25 protein-coding genes are annotated in these 25841 nt (G+C 71.6%); 11 read left to right on the top strand and 14 right to left on the bottom strand.

Annotated elements, in window-relative coordinates; translation table 11 throughout:
- Nucleotides 1–30 precede the first annotated feature (30 nt).
- Complete coding sequence (locus E1294_RS20220) at nucleotides 31–714, bottom strand: TioE family transcriptional regulator (protein ID WP_132510324.1); 684 nt, start codon at nucleotides 712–714, stop codon at nucleotides 31–33.
- 90 nt (nucleotides 715–804) lie between these two features.
- Between E1294_RS20220 and E1294_RS20215 the strand changes: the two genes are divergently transcribed.
- From E1294_RS20215 to E1294_RS20205, 3 genes are all read left to right on the top strand, one after another.
- The gene (locus E1294_RS20215) at nucleotides 805–1971 is read left to right on the top strand and encodes an erythromycin esterase family protein (protein ID WP_246083136.1); all 1167 of its coding nucleotides are present in this window, start codon (nucleotides 805–807) and stop codon (nucleotides 1969–1971) included.
- A 163-nt stretch (nucleotides 1972–2134) separates the two neighbouring features.
- Nucleotides 2135–2785 (top strand): GntR family transcriptional regulator, encoded by a 651-nt coding sequence (locus tag E1294_RS20210; protein WP_132510320.1) that lies wholly within the window; start codon nucleotides 2135–2137, stop codon nucleotides 2783–2785.
- A 64-nt stretch (nucleotides 2786–2849) separates the two neighbouring features.
- The gene (locus tag E1294_RS20205; protein WP_246083135.1) at nucleotides 2850–3641 is read left to right on the top strand and encodes an NAD(P)-binding domain-containing protein; all 792 of its coding nucleotides are present in this window, start codon (nucleotides 2850–2852) and stop codon (nucleotides 3639–3641) included.
- 34 nt (nucleotides 3642–3675) lie between these two features.
- On the opposite strand, the gene E1294_RS20200 is transcribed toward E1294_RS20205, so the two are convergent.
- Nucleotides 3676–7158: a CHAT domain-containing protein gene (locus tag E1294_RS20200; protein ID WP_132510316.1), complete on the bottom strand. Its 3483-nt coding sequence runs from the start codon at nucleotides 7156–7158 to the stop codon at nucleotides 3676–3678.
- Between the two features lie 56 nt (nucleotides 7159–7214).
- On the opposite strand from E1294_RS20200, the gene E1294_RS20195 reads away from it, so the two are divergent.
- The 4 genes from E1294_RS20195 (at nucleotide 7215) to E1294_RS20180 (ending at nucleotide 10546) form a co-directional block, all read left to right on the top strand.
- Nucleotides 7215–7667 (top strand): hypothetical protein, encoded by a 453-nt coding sequence (locus E1294_RS20195; protein ID WP_132510314.1) that lies wholly within the window; start codon nucleotides 7215–7217, stop codon nucleotides 7665–7667.
- Complete coding sequence (locus E1294_RS20190; protein ID WP_132510312.1) at nucleotides 7664–8587, top strand: hypothetical protein; 924 nt, start codon at nucleotides 7664–7666, stop codon at nucleotides 8585–8587. Before E1294_RS20195 ends, E1294_RS20190 begins: the two co-directional genes overlap by 4 nt.
- A 138-nt stretch (nucleotides 8588–8725) precedes the next feature.
- Nucleotides 8726–9613: a MerR family transcriptional regulator gene (locus tag E1294_RS20185; protein WP_132510310.1), complete on the top strand. Its 888-nt coding sequence runs from the start codon at nucleotides 8726–8728 to the stop codon at nucleotides 9611–9613.
- Between the two features lie 87 nt (nucleotides 9614–9700).
- Entirely contained in the window at nucleotides 9701–10546 is an 846-nt protein-coding gene (locus E1294_RS20180) for a helix-turn-helix transcriptional regulator (RefSeq protein ID WP_132510308.1), read from the top strand.
- 75 nt (nucleotides 10547–10621) lie between these two features.
- Here E1294_RS20180 and E1294_RS20175 read toward each other — a convergent pair whose 3' ends face one another.
- Complete coding sequence (locus E1294_RS20175) at nucleotides 10622–11467, bottom strand: SDR family oxidoreductase (RefSeq protein WP_132510306.1); 846 nt, start codon at nucleotides 11465–11467, stop codon at nucleotides 10622–10624.
- Nucleotides 11468–11542: 75 nt separating this feature from the next.
- Between E1294_RS20175 and E1294_RS20170 the strand changes: the two genes are divergently transcribed.
- Complete coding sequence (locus E1294_RS20170) at nucleotides 11543–11992, top strand: MerR family transcriptional regulator (protein WP_132510304.1); 450 nt, start codon at nucleotides 11543–11545, stop codon at nucleotides 11990–11992.
- A 337-nt stretch (nucleotides 11993–12329) separates the two neighbouring features.
- Here E1294_RS20170 and E1294_RS20160 read toward each other — a convergent pair whose 3' ends face one another.
- The 8 genes from E1294_RS20160 to E1294_RS20125 all read right to left on the bottom strand — a co-directional run bounded on the left by E1294_RS20160 (nucleotide 12330) and on the right by E1294_RS20125 (nucleotide 19814).
- Nucleotides 12330–13085 carry a GntR family transcriptional regulator gene (locus E1294_RS20160; protein WP_132510302.1) on the bottom strand — a complete coding sequence of 252 codons (756 nt, stop codon included), beginning with the start codon at nucleotides 13083–13085 and terminating at the stop codon, nucleotides 12330–12332.
- Nucleotides 13082–13894 carry a tryptophan synthase subunit alpha gene (gene trpA, locus E1294_RS20155; RefSeq protein WP_132510300.1) on the bottom strand — a complete coding sequence of 271 codons (813 nt, stop codon included), beginning with the start codon at nucleotides 13892–13894 and terminating at the stop codon, nucleotides 13082–13084. The genes E1294_RS20160 and trpA overlap by 4 nt, the downstream gene beginning before the upstream one ends.
- Complete coding sequence (gene trpB, locus E1294_RS20150; protein ID WP_246083134.1) at nucleotides 13891–15096, bottom strand: tryptophan synthase subunit beta; 1206 nt, start codon at nucleotides 15094–15096, stop codon at nucleotides 13891–13893. The genes trpA and trpB overlap by 4 nt, the downstream gene beginning before the upstream one ends.
- 161 nt (nucleotides 15097–15257) lie before the next feature.
- Nucleotides 15258–15581, bottom strand: coding sequence for a MerR family DNA-binding protein (locus tag E1294_RS20145; RefSeq protein ID WP_132510298.1), 324 nt, complete (start codon nucleotides 15579–15581; stop codon nucleotides 15258–15260).
- Between the two features lie 48 nt (nucleotides 15582–15629).
- Nucleotides 15630–16940 (bottom strand): family 43 glycosylhydrolase, encoded by a 1311-nt coding sequence (locus tag E1294_RS20140; RefSeq protein WP_132510296.1) that lies wholly within the window; start codon nucleotides 16938–16940, stop codon nucleotides 15630–15632.
- 247 nt (nucleotides 16941–17187) lie between these two features.
- A complete protein-coding gene (locus E1294_RS20135) occupies nucleotides 17188–18201 on the bottom strand; it encodes an NAD(P)/FAD-dependent oxidoreductase (RefSeq protein ID WP_132510294.1) in 1014 nt (337 codons plus the stop codon).
- 4 nt (nucleotides 18202–18205) lie between these two features.
- Nucleotides 18206–18727 carry an isoprenylcysteine carboxyl methyltransferase family protein gene (locus E1294_RS20130; protein ID WP_132510292.1) on the bottom strand — a complete coding sequence of 174 codons (522 nt, stop codon included), beginning with the start codon at nucleotides 18725–18727 and terminating at the stop codon, nucleotides 18206–18208.
- 34 nt (nucleotides 18728–18761) lie between these two features.
- Nucleotides 18762–19814, bottom strand: coding sequence for a type III polyketide synthase (locus E1294_RS20125; protein WP_132510290.1), 1053 nt, complete (start codon nucleotides 19812–19814; stop codon nucleotides 18762–18764).
- 116 nt (nucleotides 19815–19930) lie between these two features.
- Between E1294_RS20125 and E1294_RS20120 the strand changes: the two genes are divergently transcribed.
- Entirely contained in the window at nucleotides 19931–20803 is an 873-nt protein-coding gene (locus E1294_RS20120) for a UbiA family prenyltransferase (protein ID WP_132510288.1), read from the top strand.
- Nucleotides 20804–20872: 69 nt separating this feature from the next.
- Here the strand turns inward: E1294_RS20120 and E1294_RS20115 are convergent, their stop codons facing one another.
- Entirely contained in the window at nucleotides 20873–22027 is a 1155-nt protein-coding gene (locus tag E1294_RS20115; protein ID WP_132510286.1) for an NAD(P)/FAD-dependent oxidoreductase, read from the bottom strand.
- A gap of 460 nt (nucleotides 22028–22487) precedes the next feature.
- On the opposite strand from E1294_RS20115, the gene E1294_RS20110 reads away from it, so the two are divergent.
- A complete protein-coding gene (locus E1294_RS20110; protein ID WP_132510284.1) occupies nucleotides 22488–23198 on the top strand; it encodes a 5'-nucleotidase C-terminal domain-containing protein in 711 nt (236 codons plus the stop codon).
- Here the strand turns inward: E1294_RS20110 and E1294_RS57780 are convergent.
- A complete protein-coding gene (locus tag E1294_RS57780; RefSeq protein WP_342775062.1) occupies nucleotides 23185–23532 on the bottom strand; it encodes a MerR family DNA-binding transcriptional regulator in 348 nt (115 codons plus the stop codon). The genes E1294_RS20110 and E1294_RS57780 overlap by 14 nt on opposite strands.
- 76 nt (nucleotides 23533–23608) lie before the next feature.
- Complete coding sequence (locus E1294_RS20100) at nucleotides 23609–23968, bottom strand: ArsR/SmtB family transcription factor (protein ID WP_132510282.1); 360 nt, start codon at nucleotides 23966–23968, stop codon at nucleotides 23609–23611.
- Between the two features lie 599 nt (nucleotides 23969–24567).
- On the opposite strand from E1294_RS20100, the gene E1294_RS20095 reads away from it, so the two are divergent.
- Nucleotides 24568–25824, top strand: coding sequence for a phenylacetate--CoA ligase family protein (locus E1294_RS20095; protein WP_132510280.1), 1257 nt, complete (start codon nucleotides 24568–24570; stop codon nucleotides 25822–25824).
- The last annotated feature ends 17 nt before the right edge of the window (nucleotides 25825–25841 follow it).

Here is a 25841-nt window from a genome sequence, read left to right as displayed (position 1 = left end):
CCGGCACGATGGGCTGCTGGTGACCCGGCCTCAGGGTTCGCGGGCGCGGAGGTACGCGTCCAGGTCGGCGGCGCCCTTGAGCATGGCGCGGCCCCGGGCGGACAGGCGGGCCTGCCAGTCGCGCAGAGTCGACTCCAGCGGGGCGACGCCTCCGGCGGAGCGGACCTGAGCGATCAGCGGGGCGATCTGCTCCAGCAGGTAGCCGCCCCGCCGGAGCTGGTGGGCCAGCCGGACGTCCCGTACGTCGGCCGCGTTGTAGACCCGGTAGCCCGTCCGCGGATCGCGGTGCGGCCGGACCAGCCCGGCGTTCTCCCATTTGCGCAAGGTGGCGGGGCGGACGCCGAGCCTCCTGGCCAGCGGGCCGATGAACGTGTCGCCGCGCTCCTGCGGCACGGGCGCCAGGTCGCGGAGCGCGGCTTCGACGGCCTGGAGGGTGCGCCGGTCGTCGAGGAGCAGGCCGTGGCTCTCGTCGATGAGCCGCAGCGCGACCTCGGTGGCACCCCGGTTGACCGCCTGCATGATCGACGTGGCCGTCTGGTGGCCGTGCCCGGGCACGAGGGCGAGGAACGCGCGCAGGGCCTGGGCGTGCAGCGGCGTATAGGTGCGATAGCCGTGGACGGTGCGTTCGGCGGCGGGCAGGATGCCGGCGTCCTCGTAGTTCCTGATCGCCTGCGTGGACAGGCCGTGCTCGCGCGCCAGGTCGACTGGCCTCATGGATGCATCACCGATTGAGGGTTCATCGAAAGAGAAGCGGGGATTTTCGAGAGAAGTCTACACCGAATGTTCAACGATACCGTTGAATGTATGGATATCAAGGACATGGCCCGGCCGCTCGACGGCGCGGGCGTCTCGGCGTTCCTCCGATCGCTACCCGCCGAACCCCTGCTGCTCGGCCTGGGCGAGGCCAGGCACTTCGTGGGGGAGCTGGGCGAGTTGCGCAACCAGATCTTCCGGCATCTGGTCGAGCACGAGGGCTACCGGTCGTTCGCCATTGAGAGCGACTGTCTCATGGGCCTCGTGGTCGACGACTACGTCGCGACGGGCGCGGGCACGCTCGACGACGTCATGGAACGCGGCTTCAGCCACGCCTTCGGCGCGTCTCCGGCCAACCGCGAGCTCGTGCGCTGGATGCGGGCGTACAACGAGGAGCGTGACGACAAGCTCCGGTTCTTCGGCTTCGACGGCCCTCTGGAGTATTGGGCGGCGAGCCCGAGCCAGGCGCTCACCTCCCTCTGCGCCCTTCTCGACGGCCCGCTGCCCTGCACCGGGGAGACCCTCGACGCGCTGCTGGGCCCGGACGAGCGGTGGGCGAACGAGGCCTCGGCCATGGATCCGTCCCAGTCGATCGGCCGGTCCGCCGACGCCCAGCGGCTGCGACTGATCGCCGACGACCTGGTGGCGCTGCTCGACACGCAGGCGCCACGGCTGAGCGCGGAGGACTGGGAGCGGGCGGCGCTTTACGGGCGCACCGCCACCGGCCTGCTCCGTTACCACTACTGGCTGGCCGACGCGTCCCCGGAACGATGGCCCCGGCTGTCGGCCTTGCGGGACGCGATGATGGCCGCCAACCTGCGTGCCGTCGCCGAGTGCGGCCCGGCCCTGGTCTCCAGCCACAACCTCCACCTGCAGCGGAACAAGAGCTTCATGCCGTTCGGCGACCAGGTGCTGGAGTGGTGGAGTGCGGGGGCGATCACCGCGAGGCACCTGGGCGACCGGTACGCCTTCCTGGCCTCGGCCTTCGGCGTGATCGACGACGACACCCCGCCCTCGGACACCGTCGAGGGCGTCCTGTCCACGCTGCCGTGGGACCGCTCGCTCACCGACGCCCGCCGCCTGGCCGAGGCCGTCACGGAGCCCGCCCCGCGCATCTCCCACGATTTCGCCTATTTCCCGCTGGACCCGGCCCAGCTCGACACCATCGACGGCGTCGTCTTCATCAAGTTCATCAAGCAGGCCGTCAAACTCGGTTGACAGAGCGCGCGTGCCGTGCCAGGCACGGCACGCGCATTCTTCACCAAAGCGACATCCGGAATCGCCAGGCGATCAGACCGGTGAACCCGCAGGGACAACGGCCGCGGCGGTCACTCCGAGTGACTCGGGTGACGCCCTGCTGCTTATCGTATACGATAGACAGATGGATTTCGGGGACTCGATCGACCGACCGCCGCCGCTGCGCGCCGCCGTCTACCAACGAGTCGTGAGCCTGGTGACCGCGGGAGAGCTGAAACCTGGCCAGGCGGTCACCGAGGCGGAGCTGAGCCGGACCCTGGGAGTCTCACGCACCCCTGTGCGGGAAGCGCTGCTGCGGTTGGAGGCCGAAGGTGTGCTCGATTCCACGCCGGCGCGGGGGTTCACCGTACGACCCCTGAGGCCCGCGGAGGCGGCCGAGATCTATCCGATCCTGGCCACGCTCGAGCGACTGGCGGTGTCGACGTCACCGGCGCGAGCCCTCGACCTGGCGGCGCTGCGCACGATCGACGCCGAGCTGCTGGCCGCCAGCGATCCCGCGCAACGGTGGCGGTTGGACACCGCCTTCCACGACACGATCGTGTCGGCGTGCCCGAACGCCAGCCTGCGTACGCTGATCCATGCGCTCCGTGTCCGGATCGCGCGCTACGAGCTGGCGTTCATGCGCGACGGCGACCGCGAAAGTCACGCCGCCCCCCTGCATGAGCAGATCCTTGCCGCGTTCGGCGACGCGGACCTGGCCCGCGCCGCCGACCTCGTCGGCCGCAACTGGGAGGGCTCCCGCACGCTGGTCCTGGACTGGCTGGACCAACAATGACCACCCTCACGGGTCACCGCTGTCCGGCATGGGCGCGCCGGCCACGCATCAAGGAGGAGACGCAGTGAACCAGAAGCGTGTCGGCATCATCGGCGTCGGCGAGATCGGCCGGGCCATCGTCGTGGGCCTGTGCGAGGGAGCCGGCGAGCCCCCCGCGGTGTTCCTCTCCCCTCGGGGAGCCCGCACGGTCGCGGAGTTGTCCGAGCGCTACGAGGGTGTGCAGGTGTGCGCCGACAACCAGGCGGTGGTGGACCGTTCCGAGCTGGTGATCATAGCCGTACGCCCTCATGACCGGTCCGAGGCACTGGCCGGCCTGCGGGTGGATGGCGACACGATCGTCGTCAACGTGATGACCGGCGTCGGGAACGACGACCTGCGCCAGTTGCTCGCCACCGACGTCCCCTTGGTGCGGGCCATCCCCCTGCCCGCCATACGCGAGCGCGCCTCCGTCACGGTGACGTGCCCGTCCCACCCGGTGGTCGACGCTCTCTTCGACCACCTGGGCGGGTCTCTCCCGGTCGAGGACGAGGCGGCCTTCACCGTATTCTCCGCGCTGACCGGAACGCTCACCACCCACTACCGGTACCTCGCCACGCTCACGTCGTGGGCCGTCGGCCACGGTGTCCCCTCCGACGTCGCGGACCGCTATGTGCGCGGCCTCTTCCAGGGTGTCGGCCGTGCCCTGAGCGACGAGTCCCGTTCCCTGCACCAGCTCGCGGGCGACCACGAGACCCCGAAGGGAAACAACGAACGCATCCGCACCACATGGTTCACCGCCGCCAACTCCGAAGCCCTCGGCCGTGCCCTCGATGACCTGGTCGCCGACCTCGACAGCATCCCGGGTCGACATCATTAGTGATAGCTGACCAACACTCGAGCCGTCGGTACCCCTAAGGGCCGAGGTGAATGTGTGAGGCCCAGAGCGCGGGCGTGGCCGGGTAGCGGGAGCGCAACTCGTGTACGGCCTGGTGCAACGCGAGGGCGGTCCCTGACGGGGATGCCTGGCCGTCCAGGGCGAGGTTCGCGTGGAAGAGATCGGCGATCTCGGGGGCGACGTTGTCCGCGATGGGCCACAACGTTCCGATGACGTGGGTGTATCCGGCGAGCTGGAACGCGGTGGCGACGTGGATCGCCTCATCGGCGAACGCCGGGTCGGTCTCCGAGGTCGAGCATGCGGACAGGTACGCGAGATGCAGACCGCTGAGGTGGCGGCTGGATATCTCCAGCGCGGTCAGTGGTCCGTCGTGCAGCACCAGGTGGCTACCCGACGGGTCGCCGGGCACGGTCGTCGCGTGGCAGGCGAAGTGGGCGATCGGATGCCGGGGGATTTCGGCGAGCACGCGGGCCCGTGTCGCCTCCGCCTCTGGCAACACCAAGACGTCGTCGTAGCGTCGTTCCAGCAGGGCGCTCTCTCTGCTCGCCGCCCGCAGGTCGGGCGCGCCGGGGGTGTGGGTGAGGGCGCTTACCAGCACGTCCCGACAAGGTTCGGGGAGGGGGCTCTGCCGGGCGTGCTCGAGGGCGTAGACCGTCGGAATGTAGGAGGAGACGACCCGGTCGAGGACGATCCGCGCGTCCGGCTGCCCGTACTCGTCATGGTGGCCTGCGGCGTGGAGCGGAAGCGTGCTCAGTGGCCCGGTCGGTGACCACCAGACCCGTGGCCACGGTGTGCCGGGCACATGGGCGGAGATGCCGAGCCCGGCGAGAACCGGGCCTGTCACGGTGTCCCACAGATCGGCCAGGACGGAGGAGAGCTCTTTTGCCGCGGCTTTGCGCCGGACGACCGCCGCGGTGTCGGAGGTGATGTCGCTCAGGGCCGTCGCGAACCGCTCGACCCGCTGGGCGAGCCAGGGGTGGGTGAGCGCGGGCAGCGGCACCGTGCGGATGCCGCCGGGTGTGAGGATGATGGCGTCACCGAAGGCGGCGCTGACGTTGATCGTGATGATCGGTCCCTCGGTGGCCTGCTTCAGCAGCCGGTCGATCGACGGCGGCCGACCGAAGCCCTCAAGACCTTCGAGCCCGCGGATCTGCGCCAGCGTCTGGTTCCACTCGGCGACCAGGCTCCGCCGCTCCCGCAGCACGGCTGTCGACAGTTTCGGCTCGGCCTGCGCGCCTGCCGGGATGGGGGCGTTGAGTCGTTCACGGAGGCGTTCGAACCGTTCGGCGAGGCCCGCGTCGCGGACGTGCAACTCGGACAGGTCGCTTGCCCTCGATTCGAGAGCCTGGGCGATCAGCACGCCGCGCCCCTGTTCGAGCAGTTCCATGGCCCGGCCGGGACGGCCGAGCCGCAGGGCACACCAGGCGGCCTGGGAGGCCAGGCCGGCCAGCGTGCGCAGGCCGTGCTCCTGGTCCTTGCGGCCGAGCTCGCGTGGAGCCACGGAATGCAGCAGTTCGACGGCGTAGGCCAGCCCCTCGTGGCCCGCCTCCCAGTCTCCGGCCGCCAGCTCCAACCGGCCCCATTCGATGCCGGCCTTGACTCTCATCTGGGGCGGCGTCGCCTCGTCTCGCGCGGTCTCGCGGAAGGCGGCGACGGCCTCGAGCCGGCTCTCCGCGTCTCCCGCGCGCTCGAAACGGGTCCGCATGATCACTGCGACGTTGAACCTGAAGGGACCGACGAGGGGAGTGCGGCGGGCCGCGACTGCCGCGGCCCGCCGGATGATCCCGACGGCCTCATCCAGAGCCGTCATGTCATCCATGCCCTCGGCCTGGATCTGCAGGGAGTGCGCGAGGTTCATCAGGTACATCACCTCGTAGTGGTGACCACTGGGGAGCAGGTCGACGGCCCGCCTGCCCGCGGCTACGGCCTGGCGCAGCACGTCGGCATCGCCGGTGGTCTCATACCAGGCCTGGAGCGTGTTGCCGAGGTTGTTGTGGGCTATGTGGTCGTCGGGAACCAGCTGGACGCACTCACGTCCGAACGTGATCGCGTCCCGCAGATCAGGGAGATCTCCGACGCGGTCGTAGCGCGCGCGTAGTGCGCTGGCCAACTGGACCAATGCGCGCTGCCGAAGGGAGGCGTGCGGGAAGAGACGGGCTGCTTCGCGGAAGGCGTCGATCGCCTGCCCGAGGGCGTCGAGGTCGCCGGCGTGATCGAATCGGTGGCGCCACACGCTCGCGGCGTTGAACAGGCACTGGTCCCGGTGGGGATGATCGTCCGCGAGGTCGTCCATCGCCTGTTCGCACAGGTCGCGTGCCCGTCCCAGGTCGGAGAACCGGCCGCTGCGCTCGTACCGGAAGCGGTAGGCGTCGCCGAGGTTGGACCGCGCCACCGCCCGGTCACGATGGCCGGCGGGGAGAAGATCAAGCGCCTCCTGGCGGAGCCGGATGAGCTCGTCGGCGTCGACCGGCTCACCCGTCGCCTGCGACAGTCCCACGTAGGTGTGGGCGAGGTCGGTGAGGCGGTCACCACGCTGAGGGTGCCCTGGCGGCGTGACGGCCACCGCCTGCCGTGACAGCCTGACCGCCTCTTCCAGATCGGCGCGGTCGCCTTCGTGTTCGAACCGGGTCTGCAGTGCCTGCGCGAGGCCGGCCAGGCGCTGGCCCTGCGCTCGATACCCGGCCGGCATGGTCGCCAGGGCCTCGCGCAACCGGCTGATCGCCTCGTCGATGTCGGCCTGCCGCTGTGAGTGCTCGTAGCGATCCTGGAGGGTGACACCGAGGTTGGCCAGAACCACATGCCGGTACTCGCTGCCGTCCGGCCTGTGGCCGAGAGACCTCCGGTGCAGGAGCACGGCTTCCTCCAGCGCGCTCAGGGCACCGGTGATCCTGTACCAGTCATGCAGCCTGTTCGCGGCGCTCTCCAGGATGTGGGGGTCGTCCGGCTCACGTTCGAGGAGGTGGCGATCGGTGGCCATCGCCTCCTCCAGGGCGGCAAGTTCGCCCGTGAGCTCCGTCCACGTTGTGAGCGCCCTGCCCAGCATCGACAGCGCCTTGCCGAGCAGCGGGGTCTGCACAGCAAGCCTGACCGCGTTGCGTTGGAGTTCGATCGCCTCTTTCAGGGTCTCGCGGTCACCGTTTCGCTCGACGAGGTCGAGCAGGCTCTCGGTGAGGAGGCTGAGGATCCCGATCTTTGCTTCGTCGCCGTCAGGCGTGATCTCCTGCGCCCATCTGCCGTGGCGGATCGCCTCCTCCAAGTCGGCTGGTTCGCCGTGCCGGGCGTACCTGCTGCTTAAAGCGGCCATGAGGGCGAAGCAGGACATAGCGTGGCCATCATCGGCGTTGCCCGGCGACGTCGCGGCGAGGGCTTGTCTGGCCAGGCGGATCGCCTCCTCGAGGCGGCTCGCGTTTCTGGTACGGGCGAAGTCGTCGAGCCGGTCCATGCTCATCGCGGCCAGAACCTCCGCAGGGGCGGACCGGCCGTACTCGGCTGCGTTCATGGTCTCCAACCTGTTCCTGCACCGGGATGGCAAAATCTTCTCCTGTCCATCGCGCCATGGCGCGGGAGAGCGGAGAACACGTGAAAACTCCGAACCAGACGGGGGAGACCGGTGGGCGGGATCCGCTGGCGCTTCGGCTCGCCCGGCTGTGCACGGAACTCGGCGATGCGCTGGAAGAGGTCGCCGCCGAGGTCGGGGCCGGAGAAGCGCTGGAGCGGTTGCTGGCCGCGTTACGCAACGGCGCGGAGCCTGGCAGACTCCGTCGGCTTCTCGACGACCTCGACGAATCCCTGCAGCGCGGCGGGATCGCCGGCGGCGTCGGCTCCTATCAGCCACGATCCCCCGACAGATACGTGGGCCTTCCCCTCTCTGGCGGTGCGCTTGAGGAGGTGTACGCCTGTCCCACCGGCGACTGCGCGCGTGCCGAGCCGATCCTCGCCACCGGCGCGCGGCCTGCCCGCTGCGATATCTTCCACCAGAACATGCGCCGTGTCAGGCTCGACCGGTGAGCGGATTCTGGTCCGGGCTGAGCGGCAAACTGGCGGAGCGTTGGTTGTCCCTGCTGGCGCTGCCGGGGCTGCTCGTCCTGGGCACGGCCGTCACCGCAGCGGCGCTCGGCCATCGGCGATGGCACGACGTCGGCCTGCTGGCCACACATATCGGCAAACTGGCCGGCGAGCCGGCCATGCGCAACACCGGTGCGGTCATTCTCGTCCTCCTCGGCGTGCTCGGTGGGTCGGCGGCCGTCGGCCTCACCGTCCAGGCGTTCGGCTGGGCAATCGAACGACTCTGGACGGGACGCTGGCCAACCCTCGTGGCCCGCCCGCTCGTCGCGTGGCGTCGCAGGCGATGGACCAGGGCCACGGAGCGATATCGTGCCGCGCTCATCGCCAAGCACCACGCTCTCCACCAGCGCTCCGGCGACGATCGCGCGCCGAGCGAACAGGCGCGGCCGCCTGACACCCAGCGGCTCAACGACGCGAGACTGCGCATCGGCCTGACCGAGCCGGCCTGCCCCACCTGGATCGGGGACCGGATCGCCGCGGCCCAGACCCGGATCCGCGACCACTACGACCTGGACCTCGTGTTCGCTTGGCCGAGGTTGTGGCTCGTCGTGCCCGACACGTCCCGCGCGCAGCTCATGACGGCAAGCGGACGGTTCTCCGCCAGCTCGCGCTTGGTCGCCTGGGGGCTGTGGTACCTCACGATCGGGCTGTGGTGGTGGCCGTCCGCGGTGGCCGGAAGCGTGACCGTACTCGTCGGGTGGCGGCTTGGCCGTACGAGCATGGACACACTCGCCCACCTCGTCGAGGCGGCGGTGGACGTGCACGGCCGCGAGCTGGCCACCGCCCTCGGGATCGAGAGCACGAAGCCGCTGACGCCCGGGGCTGGGCTACAGATCACCCATGTGGTACGCAAGGGCGCGTGAGAGGCGCTCTGCGCGGGAGCTTTTCCTTGGCCCAGCCGACGAGCCTGCCCGCGTACCCGTCGCCGGCCCAGATCAGCGTGATCCGCTCATGCGTCCCTGGCTTGCACCTCCAGTAGGGGGAGCTGCCAGGCTTACGGCGTGGACGGCGAAAGACTCTTCACGATCGGCGAGTTGGCCCTGCGCACCGGGCTGACGGTCAAGACCATCCGGTTCTACGCCGACCGCGGGATCGTCCCGGCCACCCACCGCAATCACGCCGGCCACCGGCTGTACGACCTTGATGCCCTGGCCCGCTTGGAGTTGGTGCGGACGCTGCGCGGGCTGGGACTGGACCTGCCCACGATCCGCAAGGTCCTGGCGCGCGAGGTGTGCCTGCCCGAGGTGGCCGCTGCGCACGCCGAGGCGCTGGCGGTGCAGATCGAGATCCTGCGCCAACGGCGCGCCGTCCTGACCACGGTGGCCAGGCACGGAACCACCCCAGAGGAGATGAGCATGACACATCAGCTGGCCACGATGTCAGAGCGGGAGCGCCGGAGCCTGATCGAAGACTTCCTCGACAACATTCTCGGCGAGTCCGGCGAGGGCGTCCGGACCACAATGACACCGCACTTGCCCGACGATCCCGAGCCCGAGCAGGTCGAGGCCTGGGTGGAACTGGCCGGCCTGGCTGCCGGGCCGGACTTCCGCGCCCGTATGCGCCAAGCGGCTCGGCACATCATGGCCGAACACGCCGAGCACGGCCGGATGTCGCCACCGCGTCCGAATCTGGGCGCCACCGTGCGGAAGCGGGTGGCCCCAGCCCTGGCAGCGGGGGTCGACCCGGCCTCGCCCGAGGCTGATGGGGTTGCGGCGGACCTGGTGGCCGGTGGCGACGCAGGCAAGCTGCTGGCCAGACTGGAGATCATGGCCGACCCGCGCAGGGACCGCTACTTCGAACTGCTCGCGGTGATCAACGGCTGGCCGGCACCGGAGGGCCTGACGCCCTCCCTCACCTGGGCCATCCAGGCCCTGCAAGCCCGGCGGTGAACCAGGGTTGTCAGGCGGCGGGGGACGGCCTTAGCCGGGGACGGGCCGTCCCTGGCTGTTCCCCGGCGTACGGGGCATGGTGGAGGGGTGGACAGAACCGAACTGGCCGACTTCCTGCGCCGCTGCCGTACCCGGCTCACCCCTGCCGACGTGGGGTTGTCACAGGGCGCGCGGCGCCGCACCCCCGGACTGCGCCGCGAGGAAGTGGCGCAGCTGGCGGGCATGTCCACCGACCACTACACGCGGCTTGAGCAGGCCAGGGGCTCGCGCCCGTCCCGCCAGATGCTCGCCGCCGTCGCCCGTGCGCTGCGGCTGACCGGCGACGAACGAGACCACCTCTTCCACCTGGCCGGCGAGGAGCCACCGCGCAACAACCGGCCGGCCACGGAGCACGTCCGTCCCGGCATGCTTCTCGTCCTCGACCGGCTGACCGACACACCCGCCCAGGTGCTGAGCGACCGCGGCGACATCCTCGCGCAGAACGCGATGGCCAAGGCGCTGTACGGTGACGCGTCCGCCCGCTCTCAGGCGGACCACAACGTCGCGTGGCGCTTCTTCACGGACCCGTCGGCGCGGGAGCTCTTCCCGGCCGAGGACCGCGAGCGTGCCGCCTGCGCAGCGGTGGCGGATCTGCGTGCCACACTCGCCCGCCGCCCGGACGACGCGCGGCTGGCAGAGCTCGTACGCCGGCTCCGCGCCCGCAGCGAGGAGTTCTCGGCGCTGTGGGACACCCACCACGTCGCCGTACGCCGCACCGACGTCAAACGTTTCCTGCACCCTGTCGTCGGCCTGCTGGAGCTGGACTGCGAGGTGCTGGCGAACCCGGAGCACGATCAGCGGCTGATCATCTACACCGCCCGTCCGGGCAGCAGGTCCCACGAACGGCTGGAACTGCTGCGCGTGGTCGGCCTCCAGGATCTGACCCGACGCTGAACCGACGCGCCGATCGCCGCCGCCCTCGTGCGATACGGGCGTCGCCCACGACGACGATGCGCACTCGCCGTGGAGCTACCCCGACGTCACCAGGTCGTCACGGACGACGGACAGGGCGACCTCCCGGTGCGCTTCGTGCTCGGCGAGGCGCGCCACGAGAGACTCCCGTACGTGGCGGTAGGTGTCGGATCCGAGCGGCAGCCGCAAGGGGATCTCGCCGCTGTCCACCAGGTCGATCATCGCGCGGGCGATCTTCTCCGGGTCGTTGTCCAGGGGGAAGGTGCCGTCCGCGAGGGCCCTTCTGGAGTCACCCGCGGGTGTCCGGTCGTACTCGGGCATGGTAGGTGCGGTGGCCAGTGCGCCTCCGAAACCGGTCGGAGTCGCACCGGGTTCGACGATGGTCAGACCGATGCCGAACGGCTCGATCTCGCGAGCGACGGTCTCGCAGAAACCTTCGATGCCCCACTTGGAGGCGTGGTAGTAGCCGAAGTTCGGGTACGTGGTCTGCCCGCCCGCAGTGGAGACCTGCAGGATGCGGCCGTGCCCTTGGGCGCGCAGGTGGGGCAGCGCGGCCCGGACCACGTGGATCGAACCGAGCAGATTCGTCTCGATCACCTGCCGGATCTGCTCGTCGGTGGCCTCCTCGACCGAGGCGAGAACGCCGAATCCGGCGTTGTTGACCACCACGTCGATCGTGCCGAGGGCCGCGAACGCCTCGTCCGCGACGTCCCGGACCCGGCCGGCGTCGGTGACGTCGAGCCGGGCCGCCCAGAGACGGTCACCGTGGGCGGCGCGAAGGTCGTCGAGAGCCTCCGGCCTGCGAAGCGTCGCGGCGACCCGATCGCCCCGGGCGAGCAACCGCCCGGTGAGGAGCCGGCCGAAACCTGAGGACGTACCGGTGATGAACCACGTTCTGGACATGGGGCCTTCCTTCCGTCGTCACCTCGACGGTATGAGTTCGAGTCGGCTCGAAGTCAAACTCGTACACTGGGCTGCATGACGGCTGCCGCGGAAACGATGTTGAGCATTGGCGAAGTCAGCGCGCTGACCGGCCTGACGACGCACACGTTGCGCTTCTACGAGCAGGAAGGCCTGTTCGTCGAGGCGGTGCGCCGCAACGCCGCGGGGCGGCGGGTGTTCACCGAGCAGGAAGTCGGGTGGTTGCGGGTCTGCGCGAAGCTGCGCTCCTCGGGGATGCCCCTGCCGGACATCCGCCGGTACGCCGAACTGGTCAGAAAGGGCGCGGGCACCGAGACCGCACGGTTCGACATCCTGCGCCGGCACGAGGCCAGAGTGCAGCAACAGGTAGCCGACCTGCAGGAGGCGCTGAACGTGATCCAGGCGAAGGTCGCACTGTACGCGGACCATGACCATCTCGCCGCGGGCTCCGCCGACACGCTGTGGCGTGATGGTCCCGCCTGCACCCCGGCCCGCCAGGTCCCCTGATCGGCGACTCGTCTCGTCACTCTCCGCCCACACCCGGCCCCGGCGCAAACGACGATCACTTCGCCGTATCGTCCGGCGGTCCGCTCCTCGACGGCGTCCTCGGATGCCTGCGGTAGTCGCCGGGAGGCAGGCCCAGCACCCGCTTGAAGGCGCCGCTTGAAGGCGCCGACCGTGGCCTTGAACCGGGCGGCCAGGGTGGATCGGGACACCGCGGCGGCACCCGCCAGCTCGGCCACGGTCCAGGAACGCGCCGGATCGCGGTGCAGGGAGGTCAGCGCCGTGGCGACCACAAGATCGAGGACACCAGGAGGCGCCGAGGGGTCGCGCGGATGCGGGCCTAGCTGGTGGCGCGCCAGGACAGGGACAGGCCGGTGGCGGCGCGTTCGGTGCGGATCTCCATCATGGTGCCGAGGATGGTGGCATGGTCGGACACCACGGGAACGGCGTCGGGCGTGTAGGTGATCCGGGTGCTGACGAGCACGGGGCTGCCCTCAGGCTCGTGGAGGCGGCGGGCGGCGGCGGGGCCGAGCAGGCCGGGCCGGACCACCTCGGACGCCCGGGCGACCGCAACTCCCGCGTCGGCGAGGGCCGTGTAGAGGGAGACGGCGGTGAAGTCGCGGTCGCGGATCTGGTCGGCCACCGGCCGGCGGACCCAGGACACCTGGTGAACGGCGGCACGGCCGGCGAACTCGCGGACCCGCTCCAGCCGCAGGGCGGTGTCGCCGGGACGGAGCCGCAGCTCCGCGACGATCGGGGCCGGGGCCCGGCGCATCGCCCGCCCGGCCACCACGGTGCGCACGTCGTGGCCCTGTTCGCGCAGATCGTCGGCCAGGCTGCGGAGCGAGCCGAGCTGGTACGCCAGATGGGGCGGGGCCACGTACGTGCCCCTGCCGGGCCGCTGCACGATCAGCCTCTCGTCGCTGAGCTCCCGCAACGCCTGGCGCAGCGTCATGAGGGTCACACCGTAGGAGGCGCTCAGCTCCCGCTGCGGGGGCAGGGCCTCCCCGGGGGCGTAGTGTCCCGACCGGATCTTCGCGGCGAGGTCGGCGGCGATGGCGCGGTATCTCGCCTCGTGCCCGGCGTCGGCGGTCATCGTGGTGCGTCACACTCCTGGTCGAGGGCCCGCCGCAGGGTCGCGAGGAAGGCCCGCAGATCGTCCGGTCCAGCCCCGTCGAGCACCCGCCGCATGACCGCGGCGCCGACCACCACGCCGTCGGCGTGCCGGCCGGCCTCCCGCGCCTGGTCAGGCGTGGAAATCCCAAATCCTAGCAAGACCGGCCGGTCGGTGGCCCGCCTGATCCGCGCGGTCAGCTCCGCCGCCGAGGCGGCGAGGGCGGCGCGTTCGCCGGTGGTGCCCATCAGCGACACCGCGTAGACGAATCCGCGGCTGCGGCGCGAGATCTCCGCCAGCCGTTGCCGCGGCGTCGCCGGGGACGCCAGCAGGGCCAGGTCGACCCCGGCGGCCGCGGCCACCCCCGTCAGCTCGTCCGCCTCGTGCACCGGCAGGTCGGGCACGATGAGCCCGCTGACCCCGGCCCGGCGCAGCGCGGCGCAGAACGCCTCGGGGCCGTCGTGCAGCACCAGGTTGTAGTAGGTGCTGGCGACCAGTGGCACGCCCAGGTCCAGGACCTCGGCCAGGTCGGCGAGGATCTGACGGGTGCCGGCCCCCCGGGCCAGCGCCATCTCGCTCGCCTGCTGGATGGTGACGCCGTCCAGCGTGGGGTCGGAGAACGGCAGGCCGACCTCGATCGCGTCCGCGCCGGCTTCGGCGAACGCTGCCAGGTACCGCGTCCAGCCGGGCGCGATGCCCCCGGTGACGTACGGCATGAGCAGGCCGCGACCGGTGTCCCGGCGGGCACGCAGGTGGCGCTCGACCGCGCCCGGGGCCAGGATGTTCGTCACACCAGCTCCTTCAGGGTGGAGATGTCCTTGTCGCCACGGCCGGACAACGTCATCAGGACCGTCGATCCGGCGGGTAGCTCGCCGTCGCCCGCCGCGCGGATCACCCAGGCGAGGGCGTGGGCCGATTCGAGCGCAGGGACGATGCCTTCGGTGCGCGCCAGCCGTACCGCCGCGCTGACAGCCTCGTCGTCGGTCACCGTGAGGTAGCGGGCCCGGCCCAGGTCGCGCAGGTGGGCGTGCTCCGGGCCGACCCCCGGGTAGTCGAGCCCGGGGGCGATGGAGTGCGCCTCGACGATCTGCCCGTCGTCGTCCTGCAGGAACAGCGAGCGGCAGCCGTGCAGGACGCCGAGCCGGCCGCGGGCCGCCCCGGCGCCGCCCTCCGCCTCGACACCGACGAAGCGCGCCGAGGTGTCGGCGAAGCCGGCGAACGTGCCGGCCGCGTTGGAGCCGCCGCCGACGCACGCGACCACGTAGTCCGGCACGCTGGTCCGCAGCTCGGCGGCGCACTGCCCGCGGGCCTCGTCGCCGATGACCCGCTGGAACTCCCTGACCATCCACGGGTACGGATCCGGCCCGATGACCGAGCCGACGCAGTAGTGGGAGTCGCCGGTGACGCCCACCCAGTGCCGCATGGCCTCGCTGGTCGCGTCCTTGAGCGTACGGCTGCCCGTGGTGACCGGGACCACTTCGGCGCCCAGCATGCGCATCCGGAAGACGTTCGGCGCCTGCCGCTCGATGTCGCGCTCGCCCATGAACACCGTGGCCTCCAGCCCGAGCAGCGCGGCGGCGGTTGCGGTGGCCACCCCGTGCTGGCCCGCACCCGTCTCCGCGATCAGCCTGCGCCGTCCCATCCGCGCGGCGAGCAGGGCCTGGCCCAGCACATTGTTGATCTTGTGTGATCCGGTGTGGGCGAGGTCCTCGCGCTTGAGGTACAGCCGCACGCCCAGCGCCTGCGACAGCCGCCGGGCCGGCGTGAGCGGGGTCGGGCGTCCGGCGTGCAGGGCGAGCAGTTCCGCGAGGGCGGCGCGGAACCCCGGATCCGCCCGCGCCTCCCGGAACGCCGCCTCCACCTCGCGGCACGCCTCCACCAGCGACTCCGGCGCGTACCGCCCGCCGTATTCGCCGAACCGGCCCCGCGCCCGCGGCTCGCCCATCGTCCCCATCGACGGGACGGGCTCACGCCATGGCGACACATATCGCATCCCACACTCACCTCGTTCTATAACTCTTCGGAGAGTTCTATAACAGTAAGTGTGGCACGCGCGGCGTGGACGCGCCACCCCAGGCCGTCCCGCTCGTCCGTTGCCGGTGTCGCACGGCTCCGTGTCTCCTGTGCGGGAGCGCGCGACCTGGCGGGCGAACGTCACTTCGTGTGGGGGAGCTCACACAACTTGTCGCCACTGGTGATGTCGTCGAGAACGCGCCGGAGTTGTCGCATCCGCCGGTCGGCCTCCTCGACGAGTCGCTCGGTCAGGTGCTGCCAATCGGCCAGGGCGGGGTCGGCGGGCAACTCGGCGAAGAGGGCCCTGATCTCCGCAATGGACAATCCGACCCGCTGAGCGACGGATATGATCTTGGTTCGGCAGACATCCGGTTCGCGAAACCGGCGTTGGTTTCCGGCGGTGCGTTCGCTGGTGAGCAGCCCATGGGCTTCATAGAAGCGCAGGGCCCCCGACGAGGCGGCCACGCATCGTCAGCCGAGGAAGCCGGCAGTGTCGCCGGCCATCCCGGTCCGTCAGCCATGGTCGCGGCGCCGGACGTACAGGCGGCGGCCCCGCGGGCCGGTCCATTCCAGCCGGACGACGCCGGGCACGGCGGCCTCGGCGCGGCGCGAGGGGTCGGCCCAGTAACCGAAGCGCGGATTGCGGAAGAACGTCGCCCAGAGCCCGCCGCGGTGGTCCTTGAAGATGTTGTTGTGGCCGGCGCCGACGCCCATGGTCCACCGTTCGGAGTACGGCCCCTCGAAGCGGTCGGAGACGGCGACGACCGCGTCGTAGTGGTACTGCGTGCGGCCGGCGGCAGGCGGGTCGTAGGCGTAGCGGGTGCTGCCGTCGGGGTGGGCCGAGCTCCGGTTCCAGGCGGCGTGCAGGAGGTAGTACCTGCCGCCGTGCTTGAACACGTACGCGCCTTCGAGGTACGGCTCGGGCGTGTAGGGCGTCTGCCGGAAGGCCGGGAGGCCGGTCACCGGGACGATGTCCTCCATGTCGTCCCTGAACTTGGCGTACAGGTGGTTGTGCAGCACCAGCCAGGCGTCGCCGCCCTCGGTGTAAAGGCTGCCGTCGATGTGGTGGTACGCCCCGGGCTTGATGAAGTCGGGTCCGCCGATGAAGGAGTCGCCGAAGGGTTTGTCGTGGTTTCCCTCCACGAGCCGGTACGGCCCTTCGACCCCGCCCTCGCTCACCAGCATGAACGAGCCGACCTTCTGGGAGTGGTCGCCCATGCACGCCACGATGTACCACGTGCCGCGGAAGTGGTGCACCTCGGGGGCCCAGGCCGCGCCCCGCTTGCCGAACTGCTCGTCGTTCCAGAACTCCTGCCATGGGGCGACCACCATGCGTCCTGGCCGGTTCTCTCCGGCGAACTCGGGCGACCACACCTTGCCCTTCTCGGCGCCGGGCCGGATATGTGTGGTGTCCGCCAGCCGCCACGGCCCCCGCAGGGAGGGGGACACCCATACGAAGATGCCGTCGTTCCACGGGGCCGGCCCGTCGACGCCGGCCGCCCGGGTGGTGCCCGTGGCGACGTAGACGGGGCGGCCGTCGACCACGAAGCAGTTCACGTAGGTGTCCCGCATCCAGACCCGGCCGAGCTCCTTGTCCCGGGGGCGCTGCTCGAGCGGGAGGATGAAGGAGTTGTCCGCGCGCGGCCACAGGTCCAGGCGGGTGTCGGCCAGGCCGTAGGGCTCGAGGTCGGGCCAGTTGGACGGATGTCTTCCCATCGAAGCCGCCTCCGCGCTCGCGGGCAGCGCCGCCGCTCCCACCACTCCTGCGGCCCCGGCCAGCACGAACCTCCGGTTCACCTGCGACTCGTTTCCGGCATCGGTCATCGGTCATGTCCTCTCGCGTCGGCCACTGCGCAGCGGCCGGTTGTCTCGTGGCAGGCCGAGGACGAGTCCCAGGCGCCAAAGCTGCTCGAAAGGGCCGCCGATGTGCAGCATGTGGAGAGTCTGCCGAAGTCTGTGGATTTACGTCAATAAGTCGGAAGAAATCCGGCGCCCTCGACGGGCTGCCGCTTGGGAGTCCAGCGCACCGCGGTGGGGGAGCGTCGCGTACGGGAGAGGATCACGAACGGAGTCAGGCGAGGATCCTGACGATACCCGTGAACAGGCCGGGCAGGCGGCGAGCGGCGGGCACCACCAGCCGGGCCGTGCCGGGGCGGCGGGCGGCCTGCACCAGCGCGCCCGTCAACAGCCGGTGCGTGCGAGACAGCCGCAGCCACGCGCCGTCGTAGTCCTCAGGCCGGCCCTCGGCCAGGCACCTCACCAGCACTTCCGCCGAGCGCACGGCCAGCGAGACACCCTCGCCCGTGAGCGCGTCCACGTAGCCGGCGGCGTCGCCGACCAGCAGGACGCGTCCCGCGCGGCGGGCGCGCACCGCCTGGCGCAGCGGGCCCGCGCCGCGCACCACGGTGACGGCCGGGCCGCGCAGGCGGCGGCTCAGGTCGGGGAAGCCGCGCAGGTGCTCGTCGTAGCCGCGCCGCACCGAGCTGAGTATCGCGACGCCGATCAGGTCGCCGGCGACGGGCGTGACGTACGCTTCGCCGGCGCCCGACCAGTGGACCTCGACGAAGTCGGTCCACGGCTCGATCCTGTAGTGCCTGCGCTGGCCGTACCTGCGGGGTCCGCGCGGGGGCAGCCCGAGGCCTAGTGAGCGGCGCAGCGGGGAGTGCAGCCCGTCGGCGGCCACCAGCCAGCGGGCCCGCAGCCCGGCGGCCTCCACGCCGTCCCGGTCCTGCTCGACGCGGATGATCTTGCTGGTGACCGTCTTGACGCCCAGCTCGGCGGCCCGTCGCGCGAGCGCGGAATGCAGATGCGTACGGCGTACGCCCAGGCCGGGAGCGGCGGAGAAGACGGCCCGCGCCTCCCGCCGGCCGTCGAGGTAGTGGATGCCGCGAAACTCGTGTCCCTCGACCTCGACCCCCATCGCCGCCAGCGCCGCCACCCCGCCCGGCATGACGCCCTCGCCGCACGCCTTGTCCACGGGCCAGGTACGCGGCTCGACGACGACCGCCTCCATCCCGGCCATCGCCGCGTGCACGGCCGTCGCCAGCCCCGCCGGGCCGCCGCCCGCGACGAGCACGTCGATCACGCCGTCACCGCTCCGACGCGAGGGTGAGAGCCGCGTTCTCGCATCGGATCCGCACCACCATCAGCACGGCGTTGAGCACCGTGAAGGCCAGCGCGGTCACCCAGGCCGTGTGAACCAGCGGCAGCGCGAGTCCTTCGACCGCCACCGCCACGTAATTGGGATGCCGCAGCCATGGGAACCGGTAGGGGCCGCGCGTCACCAGCGGCAGGCCGGGCACCACGATCACCTGCGTGTTCCAGCGCGGCCCGAGCGAGGTGATGCACCACCACCGCAACCCCTGGGCCGCCACGACGAGGGCGAGCATCGGCCAGCCGAGCGCGGGGAGGAAGGGCCGCTGCGCCAGCGCGACCTCCAGCGGCGCGCAGACGAGCAACCCGGTGTGCAGGGCCACCATCCATGGATAGTGACCCTGACCGGCCACGACACCGCCGCGTGCCAGGCTCCACGCGGCGTTGCGCCGGGCGACGACCAACTCGGCCACACGTTCCAGGCCGACCAGCACGACGAGCACCAGATACCAGGTCATAAGGCAAGCACCAGCAATCGGGTCATGAGCGCGGTCACCAGCGGATCAGAACGAGTTCCGAGCAGAAGCCCGGCCCCATGGCGATGATCAGTCCCCAGGTTCCCGGCTCTGGCCGCCGGGTGGCGAGGGTGTCACCGAGCACCTGCAGGACCGAGGACGAGGACAGGTTGCCGTTGGCCGCCAGCGAGCGCCACGTCACGTCGAGCGCGTCCGCGGGCAGGCCGAGCACCTCCGACACGGCTTCGAGCACCTTCGGCCCGCCGGGATGGCACACCCACGCCGTCACCTCCCCGGCCGTCACGCCGTGCTCGGCCAGGAAACCGTGCACGTCGTCGGCCAGATATCGCCGCACGACCTCCGGGACGCTCGCGTCCAGCATCACCCGGAAACCGGTGTCGCCCACCTGCCATCCCATGACGTGCTCGGAGCCCGGATACAGGTGGCTGCGCGTGGCCACCACGGTGGGACCGTCCGTCCCGCGTCCGCCGCCGCAGGCCACCACGGCGGCCGCGCCGTCGCCGAATAACGCGCTGGCGACCAGGTTCGCGGGGGAGGAGTCGCCCCGCTGGACGGTGAGCGAGCACAACTCCACCGACAGCAGCACGGCCACGTGGTCCGGCCAGCCGCGCAGGTAGTCATGGATCCTGGCGATGCCCGCCGCCCCGGCCACGCAGCCCAGGCCGAACACGGGCACCCGCTTGACGTCGGGCCGCAGGCCGAGCGCCGCCGCCAGCCGGGCGTCGACGGACGGCGCGGCGATGCCGGTCACCGACGTGAACATGATCATGTCCACGTCGGTCGGCTCCAGTTCGGCCGCGTCCAGGGCGGCCTTCACGCTCTCGAGCCCCAGGTCGACGGCGACCGAGACGAAGGCGTCGTTGGCGGCGCCGAAGCCGTTGAGCTTCTCGTACTGCTCGATGGGCAGGGCGAGGTTGCGGTAGTCCACCCGGGCGCTGCGGTGCAGGCGGTCGAGCAGGCGCCGGTCGCCGTTCTCCGGCAGGCATATGCGGGCGGCCATGTCGGTGAGCTCGGACTGCGGGTACCGGTGGGGAGGAAAAGCACAACGGACTGCGGCGATACGGGTCATGCAGCTCTCCCTCGGCAGCCGACAACTCTTGCTTCCCGCACGTTTCCCGTCCGGCTGGTCATTTAAGCCACGCTGGGGCGGGGGAATTCCCGGCGGCGATCGCCTACGATCACCTTGTGACTGACCGCGACCCCGTGGCCGCCGCAGTCGTGCGCGACGGGCCGGGGCGGACGGCCGTCGGTTTCGTGCTCGCGTGCCACCCCGGCCCGACCGCGGCCGTGACCGCTCTGGTCACGGCGCTGGCCGTGGCCACGGGACGCGACGCGGCCGGGTGCGCGCTGGCGGGCGCGGCCGTGCTGACGGGGCAACTCTCGATCGGCTGGTGCAACGACGCGATCGACGCCGGGCGGGACGCGGCGGCCGGGCGCGCGGGCAAGCCCGTCGCGGGCGGCGCGGTGAGCGCGCGTGCCGTCCGGATCGCCGCTCTCGTGGCGCTGGCCTGCTGCGTGCCGCTGTCGCTGGCCTCCGGCTGGCGGGCGGGCGCGCTGCACCTCGCGGGAGTGCTGGCGGCCTGGGGATACGACTTCGGGCTGAAGGCGACACTCCTGTCGTGGGCCCCCTACGCCGTGGGGTTCGGCGTGCTGCCGGCCTTCGTGACCCTGGGCCTGCCCGGTGAGCCATGGCCCGCGTGGTGGGCGGTCCTGGCCGCCGCGCTGCTCGGGGTGGGCGCGCACCTGGCCAACGTGCTGCCGGACATCGCGGGTGACCTGGACACCGGCGTACGCGGCTGGCCGCAGCGCATGGGCGCCTCCCGCGTACGGCTGCTGGTCCCCGTGCCGCTGCTGGCCGCCACCTGTCTGCTCGTCTTCGGCCCCGGAGGCGCCCCCGGCGTGGCGGGCTGGCTGGCCGTGGCCGCCGCCTCGGTCCTCGCGGCCACGGGGCTGCTGCTGGCGGCCAGGTCGTCACGGGTGCCGTTCGTCACCGCCGTCGCCGTGGCGGCCGTGGACGTGATCCTCCTGGTCGCCGGCGGCGCCTCGCTCACCGCGTGACGCGCATGGCCCCGAGCCCCGCTCACCGCCCGGCGCGGCAGGTCGAGCGTCTCGCGCGACAACCGCAGCTCACCGGCGACGGGAGCGCAGGGATCCGCGCAGCCACCGCATCCCCACGGCCAGCGCGAGCGGGGCGGGCACCGTCCCGGCCCCGAGTCCCACCTCCACCAGCAGGTCGAACACCTCCTTGCGGCGCGCGGCGGTCGCGATCGCCGCGTCGATGAAACCGGGGGACTGGGCCAGCCGGGCCAGCACGTCGGTGGTGCGCAGGTGCCGTCCGAGCGCCTTCCGCAGCTTGCTCCGGTACAGCGCCAGTGGATCGCCCGGCGACTCCACCGCCGCCTCGGCCGCCAGCCGCCCGGACAGCAGCGCGTAGTAGATGCCCTCGCCGGTGAGCGGGTTGATCAGGCCCGCGGCGTCACCGGCGAGCAGAACCCGTCCAGCGCCGGGCGCTGGCCGTCCGGTCGAGAGCGGCAGGTGGTGGGCGCGCAGTTCGCGGGCGGGCCGGTCGGGCAGCAACGCGGCGAGCCTGCCGTGCAGCACCTGACGTCCGGGCGCCCCCGCCGCGTGCAGCTGGGGCAGCAGCATGCCGAAGCCGACGTTCGCGGTGCCGTCGCCGATGGGGAACGACCACGCATAGGCCGGCCAGCCCGCCTTCTGCATGGCGATGAGCTGGACATCGTCCTCCTCGGGCACGTCGGCGTAGCCGCGCACGGCGATGGCGGTGTGCTTCTCGGCGGAGGCGGCCAGGCCGATCAGGCGGCGTACGACCGAGCCGGCCCCGTCGGCGGCCACCACCGTACGGGCCCGCAGCCGCCCGTCGATGACCACCCCGGATCCGTCGGAGACGAGTTGCCTGACACGGTGCCGGCGTACCTCGACGCCTCTGGCCCGTGCGGCGGCCACCAGGCGAGCGTCGAACACCCGGCGCGGCACCACGTGATTGGGCCGCCCGGCCTCGGCGGAGACCCGCATGCCGCCCGGCGAGACCACGGTCAGGCGGGGAGTGGGCCGGTAGTCGTCGATGAGCGCGGGCACTCCCAGCAGGGCCAGCTCGTCGCGCCCGTGGGCGGCGATGCCGTCGCCGCACGGCTTGTCACGGGGGAAGCCGGCCCTGTCGAGCAGGAGCACGTGCAGCTGCGGGCGCAGTTGCACGGCCCGCAGCGCCGCCGCCGAGCCCGCCGGTCCCGCTCCCACGATCGCCACGTCCCACATGCGGTCCATGCGAGGTCTGTCCCCACCGCACGCACGATCGGAAACCCCTCACGCTCCGCCGCCGCGGCACCGGCCTTCACGGAGATCTCCCGCGAACGCACGCCGGGCCGTCGGTCGTGCTCACCGCCGAGCACGACCCCGCGTCGGCGATGACGCACGCACTACGGCGCCGGCCGGTCGCCCCGACAGAACGTCGCCGGCATCGCGGTCGCCGGGCGTGATGCATCACCGGTTCGGGGCTGCCTTCGTCATCGACACCGACCACCGCTTCGCGGAACCGTCTCGTCATTCGCATCCATCCGCTCCCAATCACGAGAAAGGAATTCCTGTGGGTTTACCGACTTCGGCAGGACGTCGCCTCGGGGGCTTGGTGGCCGTCGTGGCCCTGGCTCTCGGCGTCCTCGCCACGGGGCGCAGGCCGCCCCGGCCGCCCCGGCGAACGTGGTGAGCAAGCTGGCCAGCGCTCGCCGTGCCCGCCAAACGCGGCCTCGTCCACCGGGCCGTGCTGGAGTCCATCACGTGGGAATGGGCCCCGGACTCGCGTGACTACGCGGTCCAGATCGAGATCAACCAGCCCGACGGCCTGCGGTCCAACGCCCTCTATTACTTCAAGTGCGGCACGCCGCCATCCGGCGAGACGTTCGGCGTCGCCGCCGAGGACATCACCCGTACGGCTAGTGGCGGCCCGCTGGCCGAACTGGTGGCGGACGCGCAGCTCTCGCCGGTGCGAGCCCGCTGCGGCGCGCAGGTGGCGCTCGTCAACAGGTTCCTCGTCAAGGCGGACCTGCCTGCCGGGCCGATCGGCTTCGAACAGGTGTGGAACGCGCAACCCGCCGGGCTGGCCATCAACGTGCAGACGATGACCGGTGGCCAGCTCAAGAAGCTGCTGGCCACACCCAACCCGGCGGGATGGGTGCTGACCCCGTCGGCCGGGCTGCGCTACACCCTCGGCCACGGGAAGGTCCTGTCGATGACGCTCGACGGCGCGCCGGTGACCGCCACACAGGAGATCAAGGTGGCGGGTGGCTGGAGCCTCATCGCCGGATTCGACGGCTGGCCGCGCTGGGAGGGGACGACCACGTACACAAGCGGTCCCGACGACACCGGGGCGCTCGCGACGTACCTGGTCGCCCACTCGCCGGTGTCGGCGCCGCCAGGCGACCGCGTCACCTTCCGCTAGCCGGGGCCCGGCCGCGCGTGCTGCGGGCGCGCGGCCGGGCTGTGCGGCGCCCTTCCCCGGACCTCCGATCCGGGACACGTTGGTGCTCAACCATGGGTGCTCTTCCCGCGACCTGCGGATCACCGGCGCCAGTGGCTCGGCGAGCCGGTCGATCGCGGCATCGCCGGCGTTGATCTGCACCAGCCGGATCAGATGTGAGACCTTGTACTCCTCGTGGCCGTTGGCCGCGCCCGGGCATCTCCAGCAACCCGATCTCGTGGTAATGCCGGATGGTCTTCACCGTCGAGCCCGTGAGATCGGCAAGCTGCCGGGTGCTCCACGGCCGGCGCCCCATCCGTGACCGGTGCAGGTGAGCTGCCGTCGCTCAGGTCGCTGCGGTGCGGCTGCCGTCGCAGGATTCGGGATCGCGGCTACCGGGGAGGATCGGGGGCCAGGCTCCCGTCGGGGGCGATGTGATCGAAGATCTGGCGGATAAGCGTGATCACATGCGGGTCCTCCACCGTGTACAGCGTCCGGCGGCCGTCCCGGCGTGCGGTGATCAGGCCGGCGAGGCGGAGCTTGGCCAGGTGCTGGGAGACCGTGGCGATGCTGATGCCCACGCGGGTGGCCAGCGTGCTGACGTCGTAGGAACCGTGGGTGATCAGCCACATCAGGTGCAGCCGTGCCGGGCTGGCCAGCAGGGCGAACGTCTCGGCCGCCGCCCTCAGTTGCACGGGGGTCGGCGGTGGGTGCTCGGCGCCGGGTGAACCCGGTGCGGGGGAGGTCGACATCGTCCCTCCATTGTCTCGCGCCAACGGCCTGCCGCTCACTCCATGTTTCGACACTTGCGCGATTTCCGAAACGTATGGGAGATTGGAGGCACTCCGAAGGGGAGTAGTCCGCAACGCCCGCACGTCGACACGCTGAGAGCCTCGCGTTCTCCGGCGGCGGGGACCGGTCACCGACCGGTGGGCGAGACCTTCGGCCACGCAGTCGTGCCTGGCCGAGTCTCCCGTGGGTGCCCGGCCGGGTCGTCCACCGCCCGGGAAGGACATCACCACGTGGTTCCCACCAAGCTGCCGCGCCCGCTGCTGACCTGCGCGCTGCCCACCCTGGCCACCCTGCCCGCGCTCAGCGCCCGCGCGGTGGGCGTCCATCGGCCGCCGCCGGCATCTCATGCCCCCTCGCCGCGCCGTTCCGCCCGGCCACTGAGCGCCGCGCCGTTCGGCCCACGCCCCGGTAGACGCCCGGGGCACGATGCCGTGACTCGTGCCGTGGCTCGTGCCGGGCCATGTCTGCTGGACGTTGCCCTGCCGCACCGCGCCTAGCCCCGTCACGACCAACGCAGCGGTGTCGTGGCGCCGCCTGCCAGAAGGGACACCACAGCCCTATGAAGATGTCGACGTTGCTGCTGCTGGCCGACGCCCGCTCCGCCAAGGCGGGCGGTGAGCAGGCGATGGCCGCCCGGCAACGGGCCCGCCTGACCGAGCTCGTGGCCTGGGCGCGCACCCGCTCTCGCTACTACCAGTACCTCTACCGGGATCTTCCGGCCACGGTGAACGACCTGGCCCTGCTGCCGCCGACCAGCAAGCGCGAGCTGATGGCCGCCTTCGACGACTGGGTCACCGACCCGGCCGTCACCCTGGCGCAGGCACGAGCCTTCTCCGGCGACCCGGCGCGCATCGGGGAGCCGTTCGCCGGCCGCTACACGCTGTCCACCACCTCCGGCACCACAGGCACGCACGGCATCTTCCTGCAAGGCGCCCGAGCGGCCGCGGTGACCTCCGCGATGATGGCGCGGATGCTGGCCGGCTGGCTGAGCGTGCGGGACGTGGCCCGGATCGCGCGCGGCGGCGCCCGGATGGCGCTGGTGATACCCGAGGGCGGGCATTTCGCCTCCACCGTGGCAGCCGCCCGGCTGCGCGGTCGTTCCCGCGTCGCCGCCTTGAGCGTGCACCAGCCGCTGGATAACCTGGTGGCCGAGCTCAACGCCTTCCGCCCGGCGGTGCTGGCTCCCTACGCCAGCGTCGGCGCGCTGCTGGCCGGCGAGGCCGAGGCCGGACGGCTGCACATCGACCCCGCCCTCGTGATGCTGACCGCCGAAGGCCTGCCCACCGGCGAGTACGCGCGCATCGCGGCCGCGTTGCAGGCGAAGGTGCGCACCAGCTACGCCTGCAACGAGTGCCCTTTCCTGTCCTACGGCTGCTCCGAGAGCTGGATGCACCTCAACGCCGACTGGGCCGTCCTCGAACCCGTCGACGAGCGGTACCGGCCGGTGGCACCGGGCGAACCATCGCACACCGTGCTGCTGACCAACCTGGCCAACCACGTGCAGCCGATCCTGCGCTACGACCTCGGCGACAGCGTCCTGCTCCAGCCCGATCCGTGCCCGTGCGGCCACCCCGGCCCGGCCCTGCGCGTCCAGGGCCGCGCCGCCGACCTGCTCACCTTCCCCTGCCCCGACCCCGAAACCCTCTGGCGTCAGATCGAGGCCCGCATGCGCCACCTGCTGTCCCGCCACGGCCTCGGCCATGTGCGCCTCGAACGCGCCACAGAACCGATCCAGCACAGCGTGGGCGGCAAGGTACGCGCCGTCATCCCGCTCTCCGCCACCGGCATGGACCCGGCCGGCTCCGGACGCCCCTGACCACCACAGCACCGGCA

Origin of the sequence: Nonomuraea diastatica (assembly GCF_004349015.1) — a bacterium.
In the GTDB taxonomy this organism is placed as follows: Bacteria; Actinomycetota; Actinomycetes; order Streptosporangiales; family Streptosporangiaceae; genus Nonomuraea; species Nonomuraea diastatica.
Note: the sequence above shows the minus strand (reverse complement) of the source record. Positions and strands in the feature narration are given on the sequence as shown.